The sequence below is a fragment of the Streptococcus infantis genome (genome assembly GCF_047463615.1).
Lineage (GTDB): Bacteria > Bacillota > Bacilli > Lactobacillales > Streptococcaceae > Streptococcus > Streptococcus infantis_X.
Genome location: NZ_JASHDO010000006.1, coordinates 70,290 through 89,688, shown reverse-complemented (window position 1 = coordinate 89,688; position 19,399 = coordinate 70,290). Strand labels below are relative to the sequence as shown.

The 19,399-nt window shown below is 37.7% G+C and carries 20 protein-coding genes and 1 pseudogene; 17 read left to right on the top strand and 4 right to left on the bottom strand.

From position 1 onward, the window contains the following. The 12 genes from mraY (at position 1) to dnaJ (ending at position 11,205) form a co-directional block, all read left to right on the top strand. On the top strand, positions 1-981 hold the full coding sequence (gene mraY, locus QM874_RS06940; RefSeq protein ID WP_414316740.1) for a phospho-N-acetylmuramoyl-pentapeptide-transferase: 981 nt from the start codon (positions 1-3) through the stop codon (positions 979-981). Between the two features lie 286 nt (positions 982-1,267). Continuing rightward, a complete protein-coding gene (locus QM874_RS06935) occupies positions 1,268-1,795 on the top strand; it encodes an FUSC family protein (RefSeq protein ID WP_414316739.1) in 528 nt (175 codons plus the stop codon). A 75-nt stretch (positions 1,796-1,870) separates the two neighbouring features. Continuing rightward, positions 1,871-2,227: a transcriptional repressor GlnR gene (gene glnR / locus QM874_RS06930; RefSeq protein WP_000659543.1), complete on the top strand. Its 357-nt coding sequence runs from the start codon at positions 1,871-1,873 to the stop codon at positions 2,225-2,227. 35 nt (positions 2,228-2,262) lie between these two features. Further along, complete coding sequence (glnA, locus tag QM874_RS06925; protein WP_414316738.1) at positions 2,263-3,609, top strand: type I glutamate--ammonia ligase; 1,347 nt, start codon at positions 2,263-2,265, stop codon at positions 3,607-3,609. A gap of 120 nt (positions 3,610-3,729) precedes the next feature. Then, positions 3,730-4,050 (top strand): PadR family transcriptional regulator, encoded by a 321-nt coding sequence (locus tag QM874_RS06920; RefSeq protein ID WP_414316737.1) that lies wholly within the window; start codon positions 3,730-3,732, stop codon positions 4,048-4,050. Continuing rightward, positions 4,050-4,625, top strand: a complete 576-nt coding sequence (locus tag QM874_RS06915; protein WP_414316755.1) for a DUF2812 domain-containing protein — start codon at positions 4,050-4,052, stop codon at positions 4,623-4,625. Before QM874_RS06920 ends, QM874_RS06915 begins: the two co-directional genes overlap by 1 nt. Positions 4,626-4,659: 34 nt before the next feature. Beyond that, the gene (locus QM874_RS06910) at positions 4,660-5,169 is read left to right on the top strand and encodes a DUF2812 domain-containing protein (protein ID WP_414316736.1); all 510 of its coding nucleotides are present in this window, start codon (positions 4,660-4,662) and stop codon (positions 5,167-5,169) included. Between the two features lie 165 nt (positions 5,170-5,334). After that, complete coding sequence (gene hrcA / locus QM874_RS06905; RefSeq protein WP_414316735.1) at positions 5,335-6,369, top strand: heat-inducible transcriptional repressor HrcA; 1,035 nt, start codon at positions 5,335-5,337, stop codon at positions 6,367-6,369. Between the two features lie 26 nt (positions 6,370-6,395). Continuing rightward, on the top strand, positions 6,396-6,911 hold the full coding sequence (grpE, locus tag QM874_RS06900) for a nucleotide exchange factor GrpE (RefSeq protein ID WP_414316734.1): 516 nt from the start codon (positions 6,396-6,398) through the stop codon (positions 6,909-6,911). Between the two features lie 241 nt (positions 6,912-7,152). Further along, on the top strand, positions 7,153-8,976 hold the full coding sequence (gene dnaK, locus QM874_RS06895) for a molecular chaperone DnaK (RefSeq protein ID WP_023027242.1): 1,824 nt from the start codon (positions 7,153-7,155) through the stop codon (positions 8,974-8,976). Positions 8,977-9,177: 201 nt separating this feature from the next. Then, positions 9,178-9,810: a DJ-1/PfpI family protein gene (locus QM874_RS06890; RefSeq protein WP_414316733.1), complete on the top strand. Its 633-nt coding sequence runs from the start codon at positions 9,178-9,180 to the stop codon at positions 9,808-9,810. Positions 9,811-10,068: 258 nt separating this feature from the next. Next, positions 10,069-11,205 carry a molecular chaperone DnaJ gene (gene dnaJ, locus QM874_RS06885; protein WP_414316732.1) on the top strand — a complete coding sequence of 379 codons (1,137 nt, stop codon included), beginning with the start codon at positions 10,069-10,071 and terminating at the stop codon, positions 11,203-11,205. Positions 11,206-11,341: 136 nt separating this feature from the next. Here dnaJ and tnpA read toward each other — a convergent pair whose 3' ends face one another. Next, positions 11,342-11,776 (bottom strand): IS200/IS605 family transposase, encoded by a 435-nt coding sequence (tnpA, locus tag QM874_RS06880; RefSeq protein ID WP_075228513.1) that lies wholly within the window; start codon positions 11,774-11,776, stop codon positions 11,342-11,344. 354 nt (positions 11,777-12,130) lie between these two features. Between tnpA and QM874_RS06875 the strand changes: the two genes are divergently transcribed. The 3 genes and pseudogenes from QM874_RS06875 to QM874_RS06865 all read left to right on the top strand — a co-directional run. Next, positions 12,131-14,836 carry an RNA-directed DNA polymerase gene (locus tag QM874_RS06875; RefSeq protein WP_414316731.1) on the top strand — a complete coding sequence of 902 codons (2,706 nt, stop codon included), beginning with the start codon at positions 12,131-12,133 and terminating at the stop codon, positions 14,834-14,836. 2 nt (positions 14,837-14,838) lie between these two features. Next, positions 14,839-15,603 (top strand): hypothetical protein, encoded by a 765-nt coding sequence (locus tag QM874_RS06870; protein WP_414273291.1) that lies wholly within the window; start codon positions 14,839-14,841, stop codon positions 15,601-15,603. A 130-nt stretch (positions 15,604-15,733) separates the two neighbouring features. Next, positions 15,734-15,921 (top strand): annotated as a pseudogene (locus QM874_RS06865) (bifunctional phosphoribosylaminoimidazolecarboxamide formyltransferase/IMP cyclohydrolase PurH); the annotation flags it as partial. A gap of 152 nt (positions 15,922-16,073) precedes the next feature. On the opposite strand, the gene QM874_RS06860 reads toward QM874_RS06865, so the two are convergent. The 3 genes from QM874_RS06860 to QM874_RS06850 all read right to left on the bottom strand — a co-directional run bounded on the left by QM874_RS06860 (position 16,074) and on the right by QM874_RS06850 (position 17,520). Further along, the gene (locus QM874_RS06860; protein ID WP_414316730.1) at positions 16,074-16,727 is read right to left on the bottom strand and encodes a hypothetical protein; all 654 of its coding nucleotides are present in this window, start codon (positions 16,725-16,727) and stop codon (positions 16,074-16,076) included. Between the two features lie 85 nt (positions 16,728-16,812). Further along, positions 16,813-17,100, bottom strand: coding sequence for a hypothetical protein (locus QM874_RS06855; RefSeq protein ID WP_414316729.1), 288 nt, complete (start codon positions 17,098-17,100; stop codon positions 16,813-16,815). Between the two features lie 9 nt (positions 17,101-17,109). Continuing rightward, entirely contained in the window at positions 17,110-17,520 is a 411-nt protein-coding gene (locus tag QM874_RS06850) for an HIT family protein (protein WP_414316728.1), read from the bottom strand. 67 nt (positions 17,521-17,587) lie between these two features. Here QM874_RS06850 and QM874_RS06845 point away from each other — a divergent pair, with 67 nt between their 5' ends. Beyond that, positions 17,588-18,319 (top strand): ABC transporter ATP-binding protein, encoded by a 732-nt coding sequence (locus tag QM874_RS06845; protein ID WP_414316727.1) that lies wholly within the window; start codon positions 17,588-17,590, stop codon positions 18,317-18,319. Further along, on the top strand, positions 18,316-19,365 hold the full coding sequence (locus QM874_RS06840) for an ABC transporter permease (RefSeq protein ID WP_414316726.1): 1,050 nt from the start codon (positions 18,316-18,318) through the stop codon (positions 19,363-19,365). Before QM874_RS06845 ends, QM874_RS06840 begins: the two co-directional genes overlap by 4 nt. Positions 19,366-19,399: the final 34 nt, after the last annotated feature.

Sequence of the window (19,399 nt, the reverse complement as noted above, 5' to 3'; positions counted from 1 at the left end):
ATGCTTATTTCTATCCTTGCTGGAATATCTGCCTTTATTCTTACAGTTATTGGTATTCCAGCCTTTATCCGTTTTTACCGAAAAGCACAAATTACTGGTCAACAGATGCATGAGGATGTCAAGCAACACCAAGCAAAAGCAGGAACACCAACCATGGGAGGGCTTGTCTTTCTCGTAACAGGAGTTGTAGTCAGCTTTGTATTTGCACTTTTGACCAATCAATTGACCAACAATCTAGGGATGATTCTTTTTATCCTAGTCTTGTATGGTTTGGTTGGGTTCTTGGATGATTTCCTCAAGGTGTTTCGCAAAATCAATGAAGGGCTTAATCCAAAACAAAAACTCTTGCTTCAACTAGTCGGAGGAGTTATCTTCTATTTTTTCTATGAAAGAGGTGGAGATATCTTAAATGTATTTGGTTATCCCTTGCATTTAGGTGTTCTATATATTCTCTTTGCCCTCTTTTGGTTAGTTGGTTTCTCAAATGCAGTTAACCTGACTGATGGGATTGATGGCTTGGCAAGTATTTCGGTGGTGATTAGTCTATCTGCCTACGGAGTGATTGCTTATGTGCAAAATCAGTTAGATATCTTCTTAGTGATTTTTGCCATGATTGGTGGTTTGCTTGGCTTCTTTGTCTTTAACCACAAACCAGCTAAAGTCTTCATGGGAGATGTTGGGAGCCTAGCTCTTGGAGGAATGTTGGCTGCTATCTCAATGGCTCTTCACCAAGAGTGGACTCTTCTATTGATTGGTCTGGTGTATGTCTTTGAAACAACATCTGTCATGATGCAGGTCAGCTATTTTAAACTGAGTGGAGGTAAGCGTATCTTCCGGATGACACCTGTTCATCACCATTTTGAGCTGGGTGGTTTTTCTGGAAAAGGGCAAGCCTGGAGTGAGTGGAAGGTCGACTTCTTCTTCTGGGGAGTAGGCTTGCTAGCGAGCTTGTTAACTTTGGCTTTCTTGTATCTGTTTTAAAAAATAAATGAGAATAAAAAGCTTGAGGCTGGGACAAAAGTCCTAGCCTCTCAATTGTCTTTGGATTGCCGAGCAAGACGCAGTGGTTGAGTGGGCTTTACTACGCTGATTTCATCAGCTTTTACAACCCTACTCAACTGTGCGGAGGTGGGACGACGAAATCGAATTCTAACGAATTAACGATTTCTGTCCCACTCTCTTTTTCTGTCTTTTCCTACAGTTTATTGCTATACCTTTCTCAAAAGTTGGTGAATTTATGATAAAATGGAGATAGAAAGTTTAAATTATGAGTTATTTTAAAAAATATAGATTTGATAAGGCTAAGTTCAAATTAGGCATGCGTACTTTTAAGACGGGTATTGCAGTTTTTCTAGTGCTCTTGACTTTTGGGTTCTTTGGCTGGAAAGGGCTGCAGATTGGAGCTCTGACTGCGGTTTTTAGTTTAAGAGAAGACTTTGACAAGAGTGTTCATTTTGGTACTTCTCGTATTCTCGGAAATAGTATCGGTGGTTTTTATGCCCTGATTTTCTTTCTCTTAAATAATCTTTTTCACGGCGCCTTCTGGGTAACCCTCCTTATTGTTCCGATTTGCACCATGTTAACCATTATGACAAATGTTGCTATGAACAATAAAGCAGGTGTTATCGGGGGAGTTGCTGCTATGTTGATTATTACCTTATCAATTCCAACTGGTGAGACTGTTTTGTACGTGTTTGCTCGTGTATTTGAAACTTTTATGGGTGTTTTTGCAGCAATTCTTGTAAATTACGATATTGATCGTTTACGGAGCATTTTACTGAAAAAAACAAAATAATGTCACAAGATATAACATTATTGATTGACGATTGAATTTTTTTAGACTATAATAGACAGAAAGAAGGAAGTGTACATGAAGGAAAAAGAATTTCGTCGCAATATGGCAGTTTTTCCTATTGGTAGTGTTATGAAACTGACCGATCTTTCGGCGCGCCAAATTCGTTACTATGAAGACCAGGAATTGATTAAACCTGATCGCAACGAAGGTAATCGCCGTATGTATTCTTTGAATGATATGGATCGATTGCTTGAGATTAAAGATTATATCTCTGAAGGTCTTAACATTGCTGCCATTAAGAAAAAATATGCTGAACGTGAGGCGAAGTCTAAAAAACCAGTGAGTCAAACTGAAGTACGTCGAGCACTTCGGAATGAAGTTCTCCAGCAAAGTCGCTTTGCTTCTCAACAATCACCTTTTGGTCGCGGTTAGGCAACCGCTAGTCGTCAAATATAAGGAGAAAAAACATGCCAATCACAGCTGCAGATATTCGTCGTGAAGTTAAGGAAAAAAATGTAACCTTTATTCGTCTCATGTTTTCAGATATTTTGGGAACGATGAAAAACGTCGAAATTCCTGCTACAGATGAACAACTAGACAAGGTCTTGTCAAATAAGGCTATGTTTGATGGGTCTTCTATTGAAGGATTTGTCCGTATCAATGAATCAGACATGTATCTATATCCAGATTTGGACTCTTGGACAGTCTTCCCATGGGGAGATGAGAACGGTAGTGTCGCAGGATTGATTTGTGATGTCTATACAACAGAAGGGGAACCATTTGCAGGAGACCCTCGTGGAAATCTTAAACGTGCTCTTCGTCATATGGAAGAAGTTGGATTCAAATCTTTCAACCTTGGACCAGAGCCAGAATTCTTCCTATTTAAGCTTGATGAAAATGGAGATCCAACTCTTGAGGTGAATGACAAGGGTGGTTACTTTGATTTGGCGCCTACAGACCTTGCTGATAACACTCGTCGTGAGATTGTTAACGTCTTGACCAAAATGGGATTTGAAGTTGAAGCAAGTCACCACGAAGTTGCTGTAGGCCAACATGAGATTGACTTTAAGTACGATGAAGTTCTTCGTGCTTGTGATAAGATTCAAATCTTTAAACTAGTTGTAAAAACAATTGCCCGTAAACATGGTTTGTATGCAACCTTTATGGCTAAACCAAAATTTGGTATCGCTGGTTCAGGTATGCACTGCAATATGTCTTTGTTTGATGCGGAAGGAAACAATGCCTTCTTTGATCCAAATGATCCAAAAGGAATGCAATTGTCAGAAACGGCTTACTACTTCCTTGGTGGTTTGATCAAACATGCCTACAACTACACAGCTATCATGAACCCAACCGTTAACTCCTACAAACGTTTGGTTCCAGGATACGAAGCCCCTGTTTACATCGCTTGGGCAGGTCGTAACCGTTCACCGCTGGTTCGTGTACCAGCTTCACGTGGAATGGGTACTCGCCTCGAGTTGCGTTCGGTGGATCCAATGGCTAACCCATACATTGCTATGGCTGTTCTCTTGGAAGTTGGTTTGCACGGTATTGAGAACAAAATCGAAGCACCAGCACCAATTGAAGAAAATATCTACATCATGACTGCTGAAGAGCGTAAAGAGGCTGGTATCACAGATCTTCCGTCAACTCTTCATAACGCTTTGAAAGCTTTGACAGAAGACGAAGTGGTCAAAGCAGCTCTAGGTGAACACATTTACACTAGCTTCCTTGAAGCTAAACGAATCGAGTGGGCAAGCTACGCAACCTTTGTTTCACAATGGGAAATTGACAATTACCTAGATCTTTACTAATGATAATTTAGAAAGATTGTCCGTGAGGACGATCTTTTTTTTCTTGTCTTTTATATCGAAGTGTGATATATTTGGTATAACGAAGTGCGATATATCGAACTAAATAGGAGGTCTGGTTAAATGGAATTAACGGATAAGATTAGACGAGTCTATCTTCCCATGACTGAAACGGGTTTTTATATTCTGTTCTGTCTGCAAAAGGAGAACCATGGCTATGGTATTACTCAAAAAGTTAAAGAGATAACAGATTCACAGGTTTCCATTAGTCCTGGGACCATGTATGGAACCCTGTCAAAGATGGAAAAAGATGGTTTGATTTCCTTTGTCCGAGAAGAGGAAAAACGTAAAATCTATCAGATTACTGACTTGGGCCGGAAAGTGTTAGAAATTGAAGTCCGACGTATTGAACGACTCTACAGAAACAGTCGGGAGGAAGGATGATGGAAAAGAAGGTTGTTTATAGAATTGCTACCATTGCGGATTATGATAGAGAGGCTTTATATCTTAGAAAAATGCATGCTGAGGGCTGGAAACTCAAGGAAGTAAGCTACTCTAACTTAGTAGTTGCAGTTAAGTATACTTTTGAAAAGTGCCAACCGGAACAGGTAGCTTATCAGTTGGATTTTTATCCCATGAAAAAATCAGAGAGAGCCTCCTATTTACAACTGTTTAAAGACTGTGGCTGGGAGCATATTACAGACTTTAATGGGTTTTCCTATTTTAGAAAACCACATTCTGAAATTGAATCGGATGCCGAGTTTGAAATTTATAATGACTCGGCCGGCAAGTTAGCTATGGTCAAACGTATTTTAACAATGCGGATGATTCCTATTTTGCTTCTCTTTTCAGCTCTACTACTGGTTTTCTCAAAGTTTGTCAGTGGAGTTAATTATTTCAGTTGGGAATTGTTTTTGATTGTTATAATAGATGGTGTTTTATTGATAATTCATGCGATTCAGATTTCTTATATTTTTTGGAGATTGTTTCAAAAGTGGAAAGAATTAACTGATAAATAAAAGCATGCATGTTTTTTGATTTGGAGGTCAGACAATGAATAGTAAAGTACAATTTCGAATGTTTACCATTGTAGATTTGGATAAGGTTGAAGATTATTTGCATGAGATGCATTTGAAAGGTTGGAAATATAAAGCAAATCGTTTAGGTTTTTTCTATTTTGAACAATGCCAACCAGATGATGTGATCTACCGTGTGTGGAATACCAGCTACCTTAGAAAAAATGAGGTAGATTTACAAAGTCTTAAGGATAGAGGCTGGGAGTTGGTGGAACGATGTCCTTATTCTGTTTTCCGAAAGGCAACTTGTGATTTAGTTTCAAACGGCCAATTTTGCACGGACAGTCGTCTTAGATGGGAAGGTGTGAAATCTGGATTTCGTACATGCACAGTTTCTATGTCTGGTGGTCTAGTCGCTTGTATGAGTTTGTTTCGCGAAAGTCTCTCTCAGTCTTTCTTCATCATTTTTGTTTTATATGCTTTCCTGTTTTCTTATCTAATCTATGGTTATTTCAGATTAAAAAGGAAATATCAAGTAGATGGATAGTAAGGTTCTAGGTCTTTAGACTGATTTTTAGCACTCTTGATAAAAGAGTGCTAATTTTTTAGGTTTTTGTCTTGACATTCTCTTTTAAGGGTGTATAATAGAATCATAAGTTAGCACTTGGGTGCATCGAGTGCTAAAAAAGATCTATCAGAGAGGAGTGGCGAGATGGTTACGGAACGTCAGCAGAATATTTTAAATCTGATTATTGACATCTTTACCAAAACGCATGAACCTGTTGGATCTAAAGCCTTGCAAGAATCTATCAACTCTAGTAGTGCTACCATTCGAAATGATATGGCAGTTCTAGAAAAGCAAGGTTTGCTTGAAAAAGCGCATACGTCCAGTGGTCGGATGCCGAGTGTAGCTGGTTTTCAATACTATGTCAAACACTCTTTATCCTTTGACCGTTTAGCTGAAAATCAAGTTTATGAGATTGTAAAAGCCTTTGATCAAGAGTTCTTCAAGCTTGAGGATATTCTTCAAGAGGCAACGAAAATCTTGTCAGAGCTGAGTGGTTGTACGGTTGTAGCACTGGATGTAGAACCAAGTAGGCAGAAGCTGACGGCTTTTGACATCGTTGTTCTCGGACAACATACAGCTCTCGCTGTTTTTACACTTGATGAGTCTAGAACAGTTACCAGTCAGTTTTTGATTCCGAGAAATTTCTTGCAGGAGGATTTAAACCGCCTCAAGACCATGATTCAGGAACGTTTCCTGGAACAGACTGTTTTGGATATTCACTACAAGATTCGGACAGAGATCCCGCAGATTATCCAACGTTACTTTACAACGACGGACAACGTTATGGACCTCGTTGAACATATCTTTAAAGAAATGTTCAATGAGAATATGGTAGTTTCTGGGAAAGTCAATCTCTTGAATTTTGCGAATCTAGCAGCCTATCAATTCTTTGATCAACCACAAAAGGTGGCTTTGGAGATTCGAGAAAATCTGATTGGCGATCAGATGCAAAGTGTCCGAGTTGCGGATAGCCAAGAATCCTGTTTAGCTGACTTAGCAGTGATTAGCAGTAAATTTCTAATTCCCTATCGTGGTTTTGGAATTTTGGCGATTATCGGTCCAGTCAATCTGGATTATCAACAATTGGTCAATCAAGTCAATGTTGTGAATCGAGTTTTGACCATGAAGTTGACGGATTTTTATCGCTATCTCAGCAGTAATCACTATGAAGTGAATTAAGATTGAAATCATTAAAGGAGGCGAAAATGTCCCAAGATATAAAAAATGAAGAAGTAAAAGAAGAGGAAGTTGTGGAAACAGCTGAAGAAACAACTCCTGAGAAGTCTGAATTGGACTTGGCCAATGAACGTGCCGAAGAATTTGAAAACAAATATCTTCGTGCCCATGCAGAAATGCAAAACATTCAGCGTCGTGCCAACGAAGAACGCCAACTCTTGCAACGCTATCGTAGCCAAGATTTGGCAAAAGCAATCTTGCCATCACTTGATAACCTTGAACGCGCCCTTGCAGTTGAAGGTCTGACAGATGATGTGAAGAAGGGCTTGGAAATGGTGCAAGAAAGCTTGATTCATGCTTTGAAAGAAGAAGGAATCGAGGAGATTGCAGCGGACGGAGAATTTGACCATAACTACCACATGGCCATTCAAACAGTTCCTGCAGATGACGAGCATCCAGCAGATACTATCGCACAAGTCTTCCAAAAAGGCTACAAACTCCATGACCGTATCCTAAGACCAGCCATGGTCGTTGTCTACAACTAGGCTATCTTGTCCGAAACGACACTAAACTATGAAAGAATGATAAACAATGGTTTAGCTTTGCCAATAGTGAGCGAAGCGAACCAAAGGCGATACTCTTCGCCGTGGCGTTATTTTCGCAAACTTTGAGACTTTAGGCTCAAAGTTTAGTCAAAGAGATTGACGAAGTCAAGCTCTGACGGCGTCGCCACTTAAGAAGTGTATCAAAAAGAAAAAAAGAAGATAAATTTAAGGAGAAAAACATATGTCTAAAATTATCGGTATTGACTTAGGTACAACAAACTCAGCAGTTGCAGTTCTTGAAGGAACTGAAAGCAAAATTATCGCAAACCCAGAAGGAAATCGCACAACTCCGTCTGTAGTTTCATTCAAAAACGGTGAAATCATCGTTGGTGATGCTGCAAAACGTCAAGCAGTAACAAACCCAGATACAGTCATCTCTATCAAATCTAAGATGGGTACTTCTGAAAAAGTTTCTGCTAACGGTAAAGAATACACTCCTCAAGAAATCTCAGCTATGATCCTTCAATACTTGAAAGGTTATGCTGAAGAATACCTTGGTGAAAAAGTAACTAAGGCTGTTATCACAGTTCCAGCTTACTTTAACGATGCTCAACGTCAAGCGACTAAAGATGCTGGTAAAATTGCTGGCCTTGAAGTAGAACGTATCGTCAACGAACCAACAGCAGCAGCTCTTGCTTATGGTTTGGACAAGACTGACAAAGAAGAAAAAATCTTGGTGTTCGACCTTGGTGGTGGTACATTTGACGTATCTATCCTTGAATTGGGTGATGGTGTCTTTGATGTATTGGCAACTGCAGGGGATAACAAACTCGGTGGTGACGACTTTGACCAAAAAATCATCGACCATATGGTTGCAGAATTCAAGAAAGAAAATGGTATCGACTTGTCAACAGACAAGATGGCTCTTCAACGTTTGAAAGACGCAGCTGAAAAGGCTAAGAAAGACCTTTCTGGTGTAACTTCAACTCAAATCAGCTTGCCATTTATCACTGCTGGTGAGGCTGGGCCTCTTCACTTGGAAATGACATTGACTCGTGCGAAATTTGATGATTTGACTCGTGACCTTGTAGAACGTACAAAAGTTCCAGTTCGCCAAGCTCTTTCAGATGCAGGTTTGAGCTTGTCAGAAATCGACGAAGTAATCCTTGTCGGTGGTTCAACTCGTATCCCTGCTGTTGTAGAAGCTGTTAAGGCTGAAACTGGTAAAGAACCAAACAAATCAGTAAACCCAGATGAAGTTGTTGCTATGGGTGCTGCTATCCAGGGTGGTGTAATCACTGGTGATGTGAAAGATGTTGTCCTTCTTGACGTAACACCGTTGTCACTTGGTATCGAAACAATGGGTGGAGTCTTCACAAAACTCATCGACCGCAACACAACAATTCCAACATCTAAATCACAAGTCTTCTCAACTGCAGCAGACAACCAACCAGCCGTTGATATCCACGTTCTTCAAGGTGAACGCCCAATGGCAGCGGACAACAAGACTCTTGGCCGTTTCCAATTGACTGATATCCCAGCTGCACCTCGTGGTATTCCACAAATCGAAGTAACATTTGACATCGACAAGAACGGTATCGTGTCTGTTAAGGCTAAAGATCTTGGAACTCAAAAAGAACAAACAATTGTTATCCAATCGAACTCAGGTTTGACAGACGAAGAAATCGACCGCATGATGAAAGATGCAGAAGCAAATGCTGAAGCAGATAAGAAACGTAAAGAAGAAGTAGACCTTCGTAACGAAGTAGACCAAGCAATCTTTGCGACTGAAAAGACAATCAAGGAAACAGAAGGTAAAGGCTTCGATGCAGAGCGCGATGCCGCACAAGCTGCCCTTGATGACCTTAAGAAAGCTCAAGAAGACAACAACTTGGACGAAATGAAAGCAAAACTTGAAGCGTTGAACGAAAAAGCTCAAGGACTTGCGGTTAAACTCTACGAACAAGCCGCAGCAGCCCAACAAGCTCAAGCAGGAGCAGAAGGCGCACAAGCAACAGGAAACGCTGGCGATGACGTCGTAGACGGAGAGTTTACTGAGAAATAAGATGTTGAGGCGTTAAGAAAACGAAAGAAAAATAGGAAGCCATCGCCTTGTGCGATGCACAAAAGATGGCTTATCTTTTTTCCGAAGTTTTTAGCCGAAACTCAGTTAAGCCTAACTCGTTAAGGATGTTAATAATGATAAGAAGAAATCCAGAGGTTGCAACCCAGCCTCTGTTTTTCGGTAAAATAGAGGATGTTGCGTATGAAAAAAGTGCTTTGTATCATTTATCCTAATTTTTCTCTTTATGAGATAACCACTTTAACGAGTACTTTAGCTCTGTCTTTTGATATCACGATTGATTATGTAGCTTCTGAGAATTCGATGGTGGTCTCTGAGGATGGTTTGCCTTGTCAACCGACGAAAACATTGGATCAAATCCGTATAGAAGATTATTCTTGTGTGATTTTGCCAGGAATGGTAAATATAGGTTCTGCTCTACAAGATGAGAAATTGATCTCATTTTTGAGAAGTCTTGATGAGCAAGATATCCTAATTGCCGCCATTTCTTCAGCGCCCCTTTTATTAGCGAAAGCAGGCTTGTTGAACGATACAAAATTTACAGGTGGAATTTGGCAAAACTTCTTTGACTATTTTGAATTTCTTCCACGTGAAAATTTCCAACCGAAAGTTCTTGTTCAAGATAAACAAATCATTACAGCTATCGGTTTTGCACATCAAGAGTTTGCAAGGGAAGTGATTCTAAGTCTAGGGTTGGCAGAGAATACGGACAACTATTTTAAAAAACAGAGCGAGTATGCTGAAGAGGATTTGATATTTACTCTATCAGATGAAGAGTTTGATCAAGTGAAGCAGAGTATAGAAAACAGCCTCTAAAGATTTACATGAAAATTATAGAAAGGAACAAGGGTGTTCGCAACTGAACACGGGTTCCAGAATTTCTTACTAAATTTGAAAGAAAGGACAAAGAGTGTTTGGGGAATTGAACCCGAGCTCTGAAGTTTCCTACTCAATATAAAAGAAAGGAATTGAACCCGACCTAAATTCTCGGAAAAAGATAAATCTGCCTAGGAGCATCGCTCCAGCGTCAGATTTCCTATTTTTCAGTCGAATTTTACGGTCTTGGTATCTTACATGAACAATACTGAATTTTATGATCGTCTGGGGGTGTCAAAAAACGCTTCGGCAGACGAAATCAAAAAGGCTTATCGTAAGCTTTCGAAAAAATACCACCCAGATATCAACAAGGAACCTGGTGCTGAGGAAAAGTACAAGGAAGTTCAAGAAGCTTATGAAACTTTGAGCGATGAACAGAAACGTGCTGCCTATGACCAATATGGTGCGGCTGGTGCCAATGGTGGTTTTGGTGGTGCTGGCGGTTTCGGTGGCTTCGATGGAGCAGGTGGCTTTGGCGGATTTGAGGATATCTTCTCAAGCTTCTTTGGTGGTGGAGGTGCCTCACGTAATCCAAACGCCCCTCGTCAAGGTGACGACCTCCAGTATCGCGTTCATTTGACTTTTGAAGAAGCTATTTTTGGTACTGAAAAGGAAGTCAAATACAATCGTGAAGCAAGCTGTCGTACTTGTAATGGGTCTGGTGCTAAACCTGGAACAAGTCCAGTTACTTGTGGACGCTGTCATGGTTCAGGTGTGATTAATGTTGACACCCAAACACCGCTCGGTATGATGCGTCGCCAAGTAACCTGTGATGTCTGTCATGGCCGTGGTCAAGAAATCAAAGATCCATGTACAACCTGTCATGGAACTGGTCATGAAAAACAAGCCCATAGCGTACACGTAAAAATCCCTGCTGGTGTGGAAACAGGTCAACAGATCCGCCTAGCTGGTCAAGGTGAAGCTGGCTTTAACGGTGGACCTTATGGTGACTTGTACGTGGTGGTTTCAGTTGAAGCTAGCGATAAGTTTGAACGTGAAGGAACCACTATCTTCTACAATTTGAACCTCAATTTTGTTCAAGCAGCACTTGGTGATACAGTAGACATCCCTACAGTTCATGGTGATGTAGAATTAGTCATTCCAGAAGGAACTCAGACTGGTAAACGATTCCGCCTACGTGGTAAGGGAGCTCCAAGTCTTCGTGGTGGTGCCCTTGGAGACCAATACGTTACTGTTAATGTTGTAACACCAACAGGCTTGAACGACCGTCAAAAAGCAGCCTTGAAAGAATTCGCAGCTGCTGGTGATCTAAAAGTCAATCCTAAGAAAAAGGGCTTCTTTGACCATATTAAAGATGCCTTTGAAGGAGAATGAATCATAACCACCCGTGAAAACGGGTGGCTTGTACACCGGCTATAAGCCGTTTCTCTTCAGCGGCGTCTAAAGACGCTCGCTAAACTTCGTTCAGGTCGTGCTATATTACTTGACTAATGCCCGTCACAACGGGCTTTTACCTTATTCTAAATCCACCATCAGAAAACGGATCTTCATATTCTTTTACACTCAGCTTATCGAGTGCAATGTCATTCTTTTCCTGCTCGCGAATATATTTAGCTACGGTCTTTTCGTTTAGTCCAACTGTACTTACATAGTATTCCCTAGCCCAGAACTTTCGATTTCCATACTTATATTTTAAATGAGCGTGCTTATCAAATATCATCAATGCACTTTTACTCTTGAGATACCCCATAAAATCGGAAATCGAAAGTTTGGGAGGTATCAGTACAAGCAGGTGTACATGGTCTGGCATCATATGACCTTCGATAATCTCCACGCCACGACAACGGCATAGATGTTTAATAATATCTATCAAATCCGACCTGACTTTGTAATATATCGCCTTACGGCGATACTTAGGTGTGCAAACTATATGATATTTGCACATTCATTTGGTATGTGATAAACTGTAACTGGTTTTAGCCATTTATTTTTCCTCCTTTATCTAACCTGAACAATTAGATTATACTTGAAAAAATAAATGGAAGCTAGAAGCCTTTTCAGCCACCAGCATAGCTGGTGGTTTTCTTATTTTTCTCTATGAGAAAAACTGGCTTGAAACCATAAAAAGAAAAGCCCTTAGAAACTTGAGTTCTAAGGACTTTGTCTTAAATTTGAAACATCCAAGAAATTGGATGTTTTTTGTTGCAAGTATTATATTTAAGTTTTAAATGCAAAAAAATTTGATATACTAAGATTATGGAGAGTGAAGAGGTATAATCAATTGATAGATAAAAACAATATGGATATTAATGATGTTAATGAAAAAATTGTAGCTACAAAAATTTTAAATGAGTTAAAATACAACAAGAGAATGTTTTACAATTGGTCAGCTTGGTTTAGTGGAGATAAAGAGGAAAATCTTCTAGATATGCTTGTTTCAAGAATTTCTTCTATTAAGAAGGAGTTAATAAGTCAGACAATTGAGCCTTGCTTAGACGAAATTAAAGCAGTTTCAATGTATAAAAAAGTTAGAGAAGAATCTGAAAATCAATCTCACAATGTTGTTACTTTTTCTTCATCTAAAAAAATATCAGGAAAGATCGAATTTAATTATTTTATTCAGATAAGTTTACAAGATTTTATTGTGAGTGCAATTTGGTTAGAAACTGTTGCTAGATTAATTGATAGTAGGCTTAAAGATGATGTATATGCTAATAGACTTTCTCAATCTCAAAGTAGTTTTTTTAACCCATATTTCGATGCTTATTCTGAATTCAGAGATTCGAATTTTAATAAGATGCGTCAATGGATAGAAGAAAAAGAAACAGGCATATATGTACAAACAGATTTGTCAAGATGTTATTACAATGTAAATGTCGAAAAGTTAAAAAAAGAATTAGTAGAAGAATTAGGACAAAATTATACAAAGAATTTTGAATTTATTACAGAGTATATTTTTAAGATTATAGAAAAGTATAATGAGTTAGAAGGAATAAGAGATTTTTTAAAAGATTCAAAAGTAGATAATAATTTAGTTTCTGAAACAGTTTTGCCAATTGGATTTTTACCCAGCAACATTTTAATCAATTTTTATCTATTAGATTTAGACAATAAAATAAAGCAAACGTTTTATCCAGTAAACTATAGTCGATATGTAGATGATATTGTTTTTTTGGTAAAAACAGATGTTTCTGAAAAATATAAACCAGGAGACTTGCCTGAAATAGATAATATAAAAGCAAAAATCACACAAATAAGAGATTCACTTAAATTAAATGAGAAGAAGTCCGTCAAACTTAGTGAAGATAAAACATTATTTTTTATTGTTAATAAACGGAACGATATCAATTATTTGAATAAATTCGCGAAAGAAACTCAACAACTTTCCAGTGATAGTTATAGATTAATAGACCCTAATGAATATGATAAAGAATTTGAAAATGCCTATAACTTAACGCAAGGACTTACGAAAATTTCAGACTTATTTACAATAGTCAGAGATAAAAAGTATATTAGTCGGACTATTTCTACGGTATTCAACTATATTTTTTGGAATCTTAAAGAGGACATTGATGAAGAGAATGTAAACTTGGCAAAGAAGTTTCTTAAATACTTTTACTCATTTGTTGATGATGAATTTTTTTTGAATTTATTTGATTATTGGTATCAGTTAATTATAATTGAATTAGTTTCAAATAAAATTCTATTGTGTGAAGAATTGGCAAAAAAATCTAGTATTAAATTGGATAAATTAGAATTTATGAAAAGGCTCCAGTCTCTAGAAGAAAATGTAGAGCCAAAAAGTAAGTTGTTTAAGATTTTTCTATCAAATTTCAAGAATAATCTTGAACATACTTTTAAAGCTCGATATGGTACTTCGTTATATCAAATACAAGAGTACTTTCGATATCCAAGATATAAATTAAGAAATATAGTTGAAAAGGACAGTCTATTTTATTTTGAGAAGCAATTAAGAAAATTGGCTGAATTTAGTTGCTCTAGATCATTAGTTGTTTCAAATGTTGACAAAAATTTTTTGGATGTAGTAAAAAAGAATTTTCGAAATAATTATCATAATGAAAAAGGTATTATTGTTTTTGATGGTAATGACGGAATAAAAATTGGGGATTATAACTATAAGAAAAAGATTGTGCTATCTCAGAGTAATTTTGAAACATATAGTCAGAGACTAAAATATTTTGAAGATTATTCAAAAAATAAATCCAATATAAAAGACATTATACTTACGCTAAATGAAGCAGATAGGAATAAAACAGATGTTTTATTGTATCCTGAACAAGGTATACCATTGCAAGAAATATATTCACTTGTCAGGTTTGCTAGAAAAACAAAAATATTAGTAATTGGTGGCTTGGATTTTATCTATCTAGAGAACGAGAATAAAGTATTAAATTTAACATTTATTATTAGACCCTTTAAAGTGTTGAAAGGAGAGAAAGAATATAAAGATACGGAGATTATTTTACTACCAAAATTATACCCTTCACCTATTGAATATGAAATATTTCAGGGAAGTAGGTTCAGTCGTAACAAAAATTGGGAAATTTATATTCCTGACTCATCCGATTGGGAAAATCAGCATATAGTAAAATTCAAGGATAGTACCCATGCGGTATTAAATTGTTATGAAGCGGCTTCTCTAGATTTGAAGTATGAAATATCAAAAGAAGAACCAGAGGTAGTACATTTAATTACTAATAATAAGGATATTAAGTATTATAAACAGATAGCAGAAAGTTTATCACGTGATTTGATGGCTGTGTCAACTATAACCAATTATTCACAGCTAGGGGGGGTTGAAGTGTTTAGCCCGTATAAGGAAGAATATAGAAGGCAGATTTCAATCCATAAGGGTGCCAAAAATACTCATGTTGATATTTGTGAGGTTGATTTAAATGCAATAAAATATAAACGATTACATAATCAAGATAACACTATGAAGCAGAATCCTCCAAAATACTATTATAGAAATTTAGGAAAATAAAAATGAATTTGAAAAAAAAGAAAGAAAGACAAGATATCATCCAACATATATTGAAGTGGCTCTTCCCCTGGGCATCAATATTTAGTTTTTTACAGTTTTTGCAACTTATTATTCCAAAATGTTATTTTCTACAATTTGAGTTGGCCATTGTTATGTTTTCATTGTTGGGAGCTTGGTTTTGGAATAAATACGTATTAGATAAAATACTAGAAAAATATTTATATCGTTATGTTAGTAAAGATTCAAAATTAATTTTAAATATATATTATGGGGATATATTTGATGAAGATTTCAATAAATTTATAAAAGTAATACCTATGGATAGAAATTTAGATTGTGATCAGGCTGATATACGAATAAAATCAGTTCAGTTTCAATTTAGAGACAACAATTGTATAGATAATCAAAGACTGAATGAACTAAAAGAATCAGAGGAAAGAATTATCGCTTGCGATAATTACTTTCTATTGAGGATAGCAGAGTATACAAATACCAATAATATTGAATTAAATACGTATACAGATTACTTTTCGATGATATATGAACTTTGTCAATTTATAGATGATAATGCACATGGGAAGGCAGTTGTTTGCTCTGTTATAGGAGGGAATATTCAATTTAAAGAAGGAAGTTTAAATTCTATGCAACGACTCCAGTTACTGAAACTTGCATTTGAATCATATAGTTTTCAACATGAAGTTGATATTCATATTGTTATAAAAAAAGACGAAGAGCGAATTGATAAGTATGATTTAACTATTTTATAACCATAAGTACATATTATAACAAGCGGTTAATGCTTTGAATGATGGAAAATTTTTACGATTATTTTCTTTCGTAGCTCATATTATTTAGTTTTGATTTAAATAATATTAATAAAAAAGAAGAACTTTTAATTTTGCTTGGAAGGCTGTCAAATACGTGAAATCAAATGATATCATCATGACGAATGACTACATAACACCCAGTGTTGGACTGGGTCAAACCAGCCAGGTGGATCTGTCCGTGATGAGGAGTCTATTATCGCAGATGATAAGCATGGCTTGACTATGATTTTCACCGGTCTACGGCATTTTAGGCTTTAAGAAATAGAAAAAATCTTCGGGTCAGCCGAGGATTTCAGACCGAAGACAAACATTCCAAATGGTGTTTGTCTTCAATCTGAAAAGAGCCGAATGGCTCTTTTTGTGTTATCTTTGAAAATTTAGCGTCGAAAAATCATTTTCCAGTTAGCCTATTATTTATACTTTTGAATGAGTAAGCCAGCTGCATCCATATCTTGGATGAGTTGCTTGAACTCCGCTTCTTTGCCAGGTTTAATGGTGACGGTATCAATGTGCTTAATCGCCGAATTATCCTGAATATCCACCAAGTTCAAAGCTTTTTCATAGAATGCAATTCCCTTTTTTAGACTTTCCTGATCCTGCCAAGATAGAATTACGTAAGAAGGATTGAATTTTTTTCCGCTTTCTTGTAAATACTTCCTGCTTTCCTCCTCTAAAAATTGGAATAAACCATGATTGAATAAGTTGTCTTCTACTGAATGGTAGGAAATCTCATCTGTGTTTAAGACATAAACTTTGAGTTGGTTTTTAGTGAGATTTGGACTTTCTTTTAGGACTGGGTGAGTATTGACGACTTCATCAGAGAATGTCACATAAAAATCTAAACCTCCACCCTCGAATTGATACTTTCCATTTGATTCTACTTTCTCAGGAGGCATGTCAAGAGAGATGAAGATTTGTCTTAAGGATTCATTTCCTTCTCGAATATCACCCGGTGAGGCCTTGAAAAGATTGGTCACTAGTAGAAATGCTAGAGCTGCAAGAAGGCAGAGAGCACCACAAACGATCAGGATGATCCGCGTCAGAACTTTTAAAAACTGTTTCATTTTCATGCCCTCACTTGTCTGTTAGGATCTGCTAACCCAAAATGGATTTAAAGGGAATAAAGGAAAGTTGGAGTTTTTCTTTTCCTTATTTTTCTTCAGTTTCCTGCATTTCTTTTAGTACAGCGAGTCTCGTTTGAAGGTCTTTTTCCAGGACTTTAAACTTGTAGGTCAAATCTTTTTGATATTCCTTGATGAGTTCTTTTTGTTGGTCGATAATTTGCAGGCTATCTTGGATGATATCCAAGTCATCCTTCATGGCTTCAACGCGATCAGTAGTATCTAAAACTTCTTCAGTGATAGCTTCACGATTTTTAACGAGGAGGTAGGAACCGACTGCAGAGCCTGCAAAAAGTAGTAAATTTGATAGTTTCATAGTTACTCCTTAAGCATTTTTGATAGTTTCAGCGACTTGGGCAAGTTTGTCGAAGTCTGGTTCGTGTGCGATAAAGTCAATCTTGAGGTCGTCATCTGCACTGTAACGAGGAACAAGGTGGACATGGGTATGGAAAACTGTTTGTCCAGCTACTTCCTCGCAGTTGGCGATGATATTCATACCAGTAGCCTTGGTAGCTGTCATGACTTTTTGAGCAATCTTTGGTACTTGTGCGAACAGTTGGCTAGCGCTTGTAGCGTCCATTTCCAAAAGATTGCGATGGTGTTCTTTGGGTACGACCAAGGTATGACCAGGTGTCACTTGAGAGATATCAAGAAAGGCAAGAACTTGATCATCCTCATATACTTTTGAAGCAGGGATTTCTCCTGCTATGATTTTACAAAAAATGCAATCTGACATAAAATCTACCTCTACTGTATTGAATTTTGATATAATATAGCTACATTATACCAGATTTGGAGAAAATATGTTAGAAATTAAAAACCTGACAGGTGGCTATGTCCATGTCCCTGTTTTGAAAGATGTGTCTTTTACCGTTGAAAGTGGGCAGTTAGTCGGTTTGATTGGTCTCAATGGTGCTGGGAAATCAACGACCATCAATGAAATTATTGGACTGTTGACACCTTATAGTGGAGAAATAAGTATCGATGGTCTAACCTTAGGTGCTAATCCTCAAGAATATCGTCAGCAGATTGGTTACATTCCTGAAACTCCTAGTTTGTACGAGGAATTGACTCTTAGAGAGCATATTGAGACGGTTGCCATGGCCTATGGTATTGAGCAAAATCTAGCTTTTGAACGTGTAGAACCGCTTTTAAAAATGTTCCGTTTGGACCAGAAGTTAGATTGGTTCCCAGTTCATTTTTCAAAAGGGATGAAGCAGAAGGTTATGATTATCTGTGCCTTTGTTGTGGATCCGAGTCTCTTTATCGTCGATGAACCTTTCCTTGGTCTTGATCCCTTGGCGATTTCGGACTTGATTCAGCTTTTGGAAGTGGAAAAGCAAAAGGGCAAGTCTATTCTTATGAGTACCCACGTTCTTGACTCTGCTGAAAAAATGTGTGACTCTTTTGTCATTCTTCATAAAGGACAAGTGAGAGCTAAAGGGGATCTTCAAGAACTGAGAGAAGCTTTTGCCATGCCTCAAGCAAGTCTCAATGATATCTATTTGGCTTTGACCAAAGAGGAGGACCGATGAAAGACTTGTTTCTAAAGCGAAAGCAGGCTTTTCGTAAAGAGTGTGTCGGTTATCTGCGTTATGTGCTCAATGATCACTTTGTCTTGTTTTTACTGGTCTTAGTAGGTTTTCTAGCCTATCAGTATAGTCAGCTGCTCCAGCATTTTCCTGAGAATCACTTACCAATCCTAGGTTTAATTGGGATTGTCTCTGTTTTACTCATGCTTTGGGGTGGAATCGCGACCTATGTGGAAGCGCCTGATAAGCTCTTTCTCTTAGTAGCTGTAGAAGAAGTGAGAGAACACATCCAGAAGCAAAGTTTAGTTTCCTTCATCTTTTGGGTTAGTGTACAGACTCTCTTTTTGCTCTTTTTTGCTCCGTTATTTTTAGCCATGGGTTTAGGCTTAGGAGTTTTTGGTGTCTATGTTCTTCTTTTGGGAGTCGGGAAATATTTCCTGTTTCAGAAAAAGGCTGGCAAGTTTTTTAGTGCAAATCATCTGGACTGGGACTATGTGATTGCCCAAGAAAGTAAACGTAAGCAGTTCTTGCTTCGCTTCTTTGCCCTCTTTACCCAAGTCAAGGGAATTTCAAACAGCGTCAAGAGACGAGCTTATCTAGACTTTATCCTAAAAGCAGTTCAGAAGGTGCCGAGCAAGATTTGGCAGAACCTCTATCTTCGTTCTTATCTGCGAAATGGAGATCTTTTTGCCCTCAGTCTTCGCCTCCTCTTCCTATCTTTGCTGGCGTTGATCTTTATCGAGCAAGCTTGGATAGCGACAGCAGTGGTGGTTCTATTTAACTACCTCTTGCTCTTTCAGTTATTGGCCCTCTATCATGCTTTTGACTACCAATATTTGACCCAACTTTTCCCGCTAGACAAGGGGCAAAAGGAAAAAGGGTTACAGGCGGTTGTCCGAGGATTGACTGGTGTAGTTTTATTGGTTCAACTGGTAGTTGGTTTGATTACCCTCCAAGAAAAACTAGCCCTTCTAGCCCTCCTTGGGGCTGGTCTGGTCTTGCAAATCTTGTATCTCCCTTATCAGGTGAAACGTCAGATGCAGGACTAACATTGCTTATATGACACTAAAAAAGAAGTTGAGT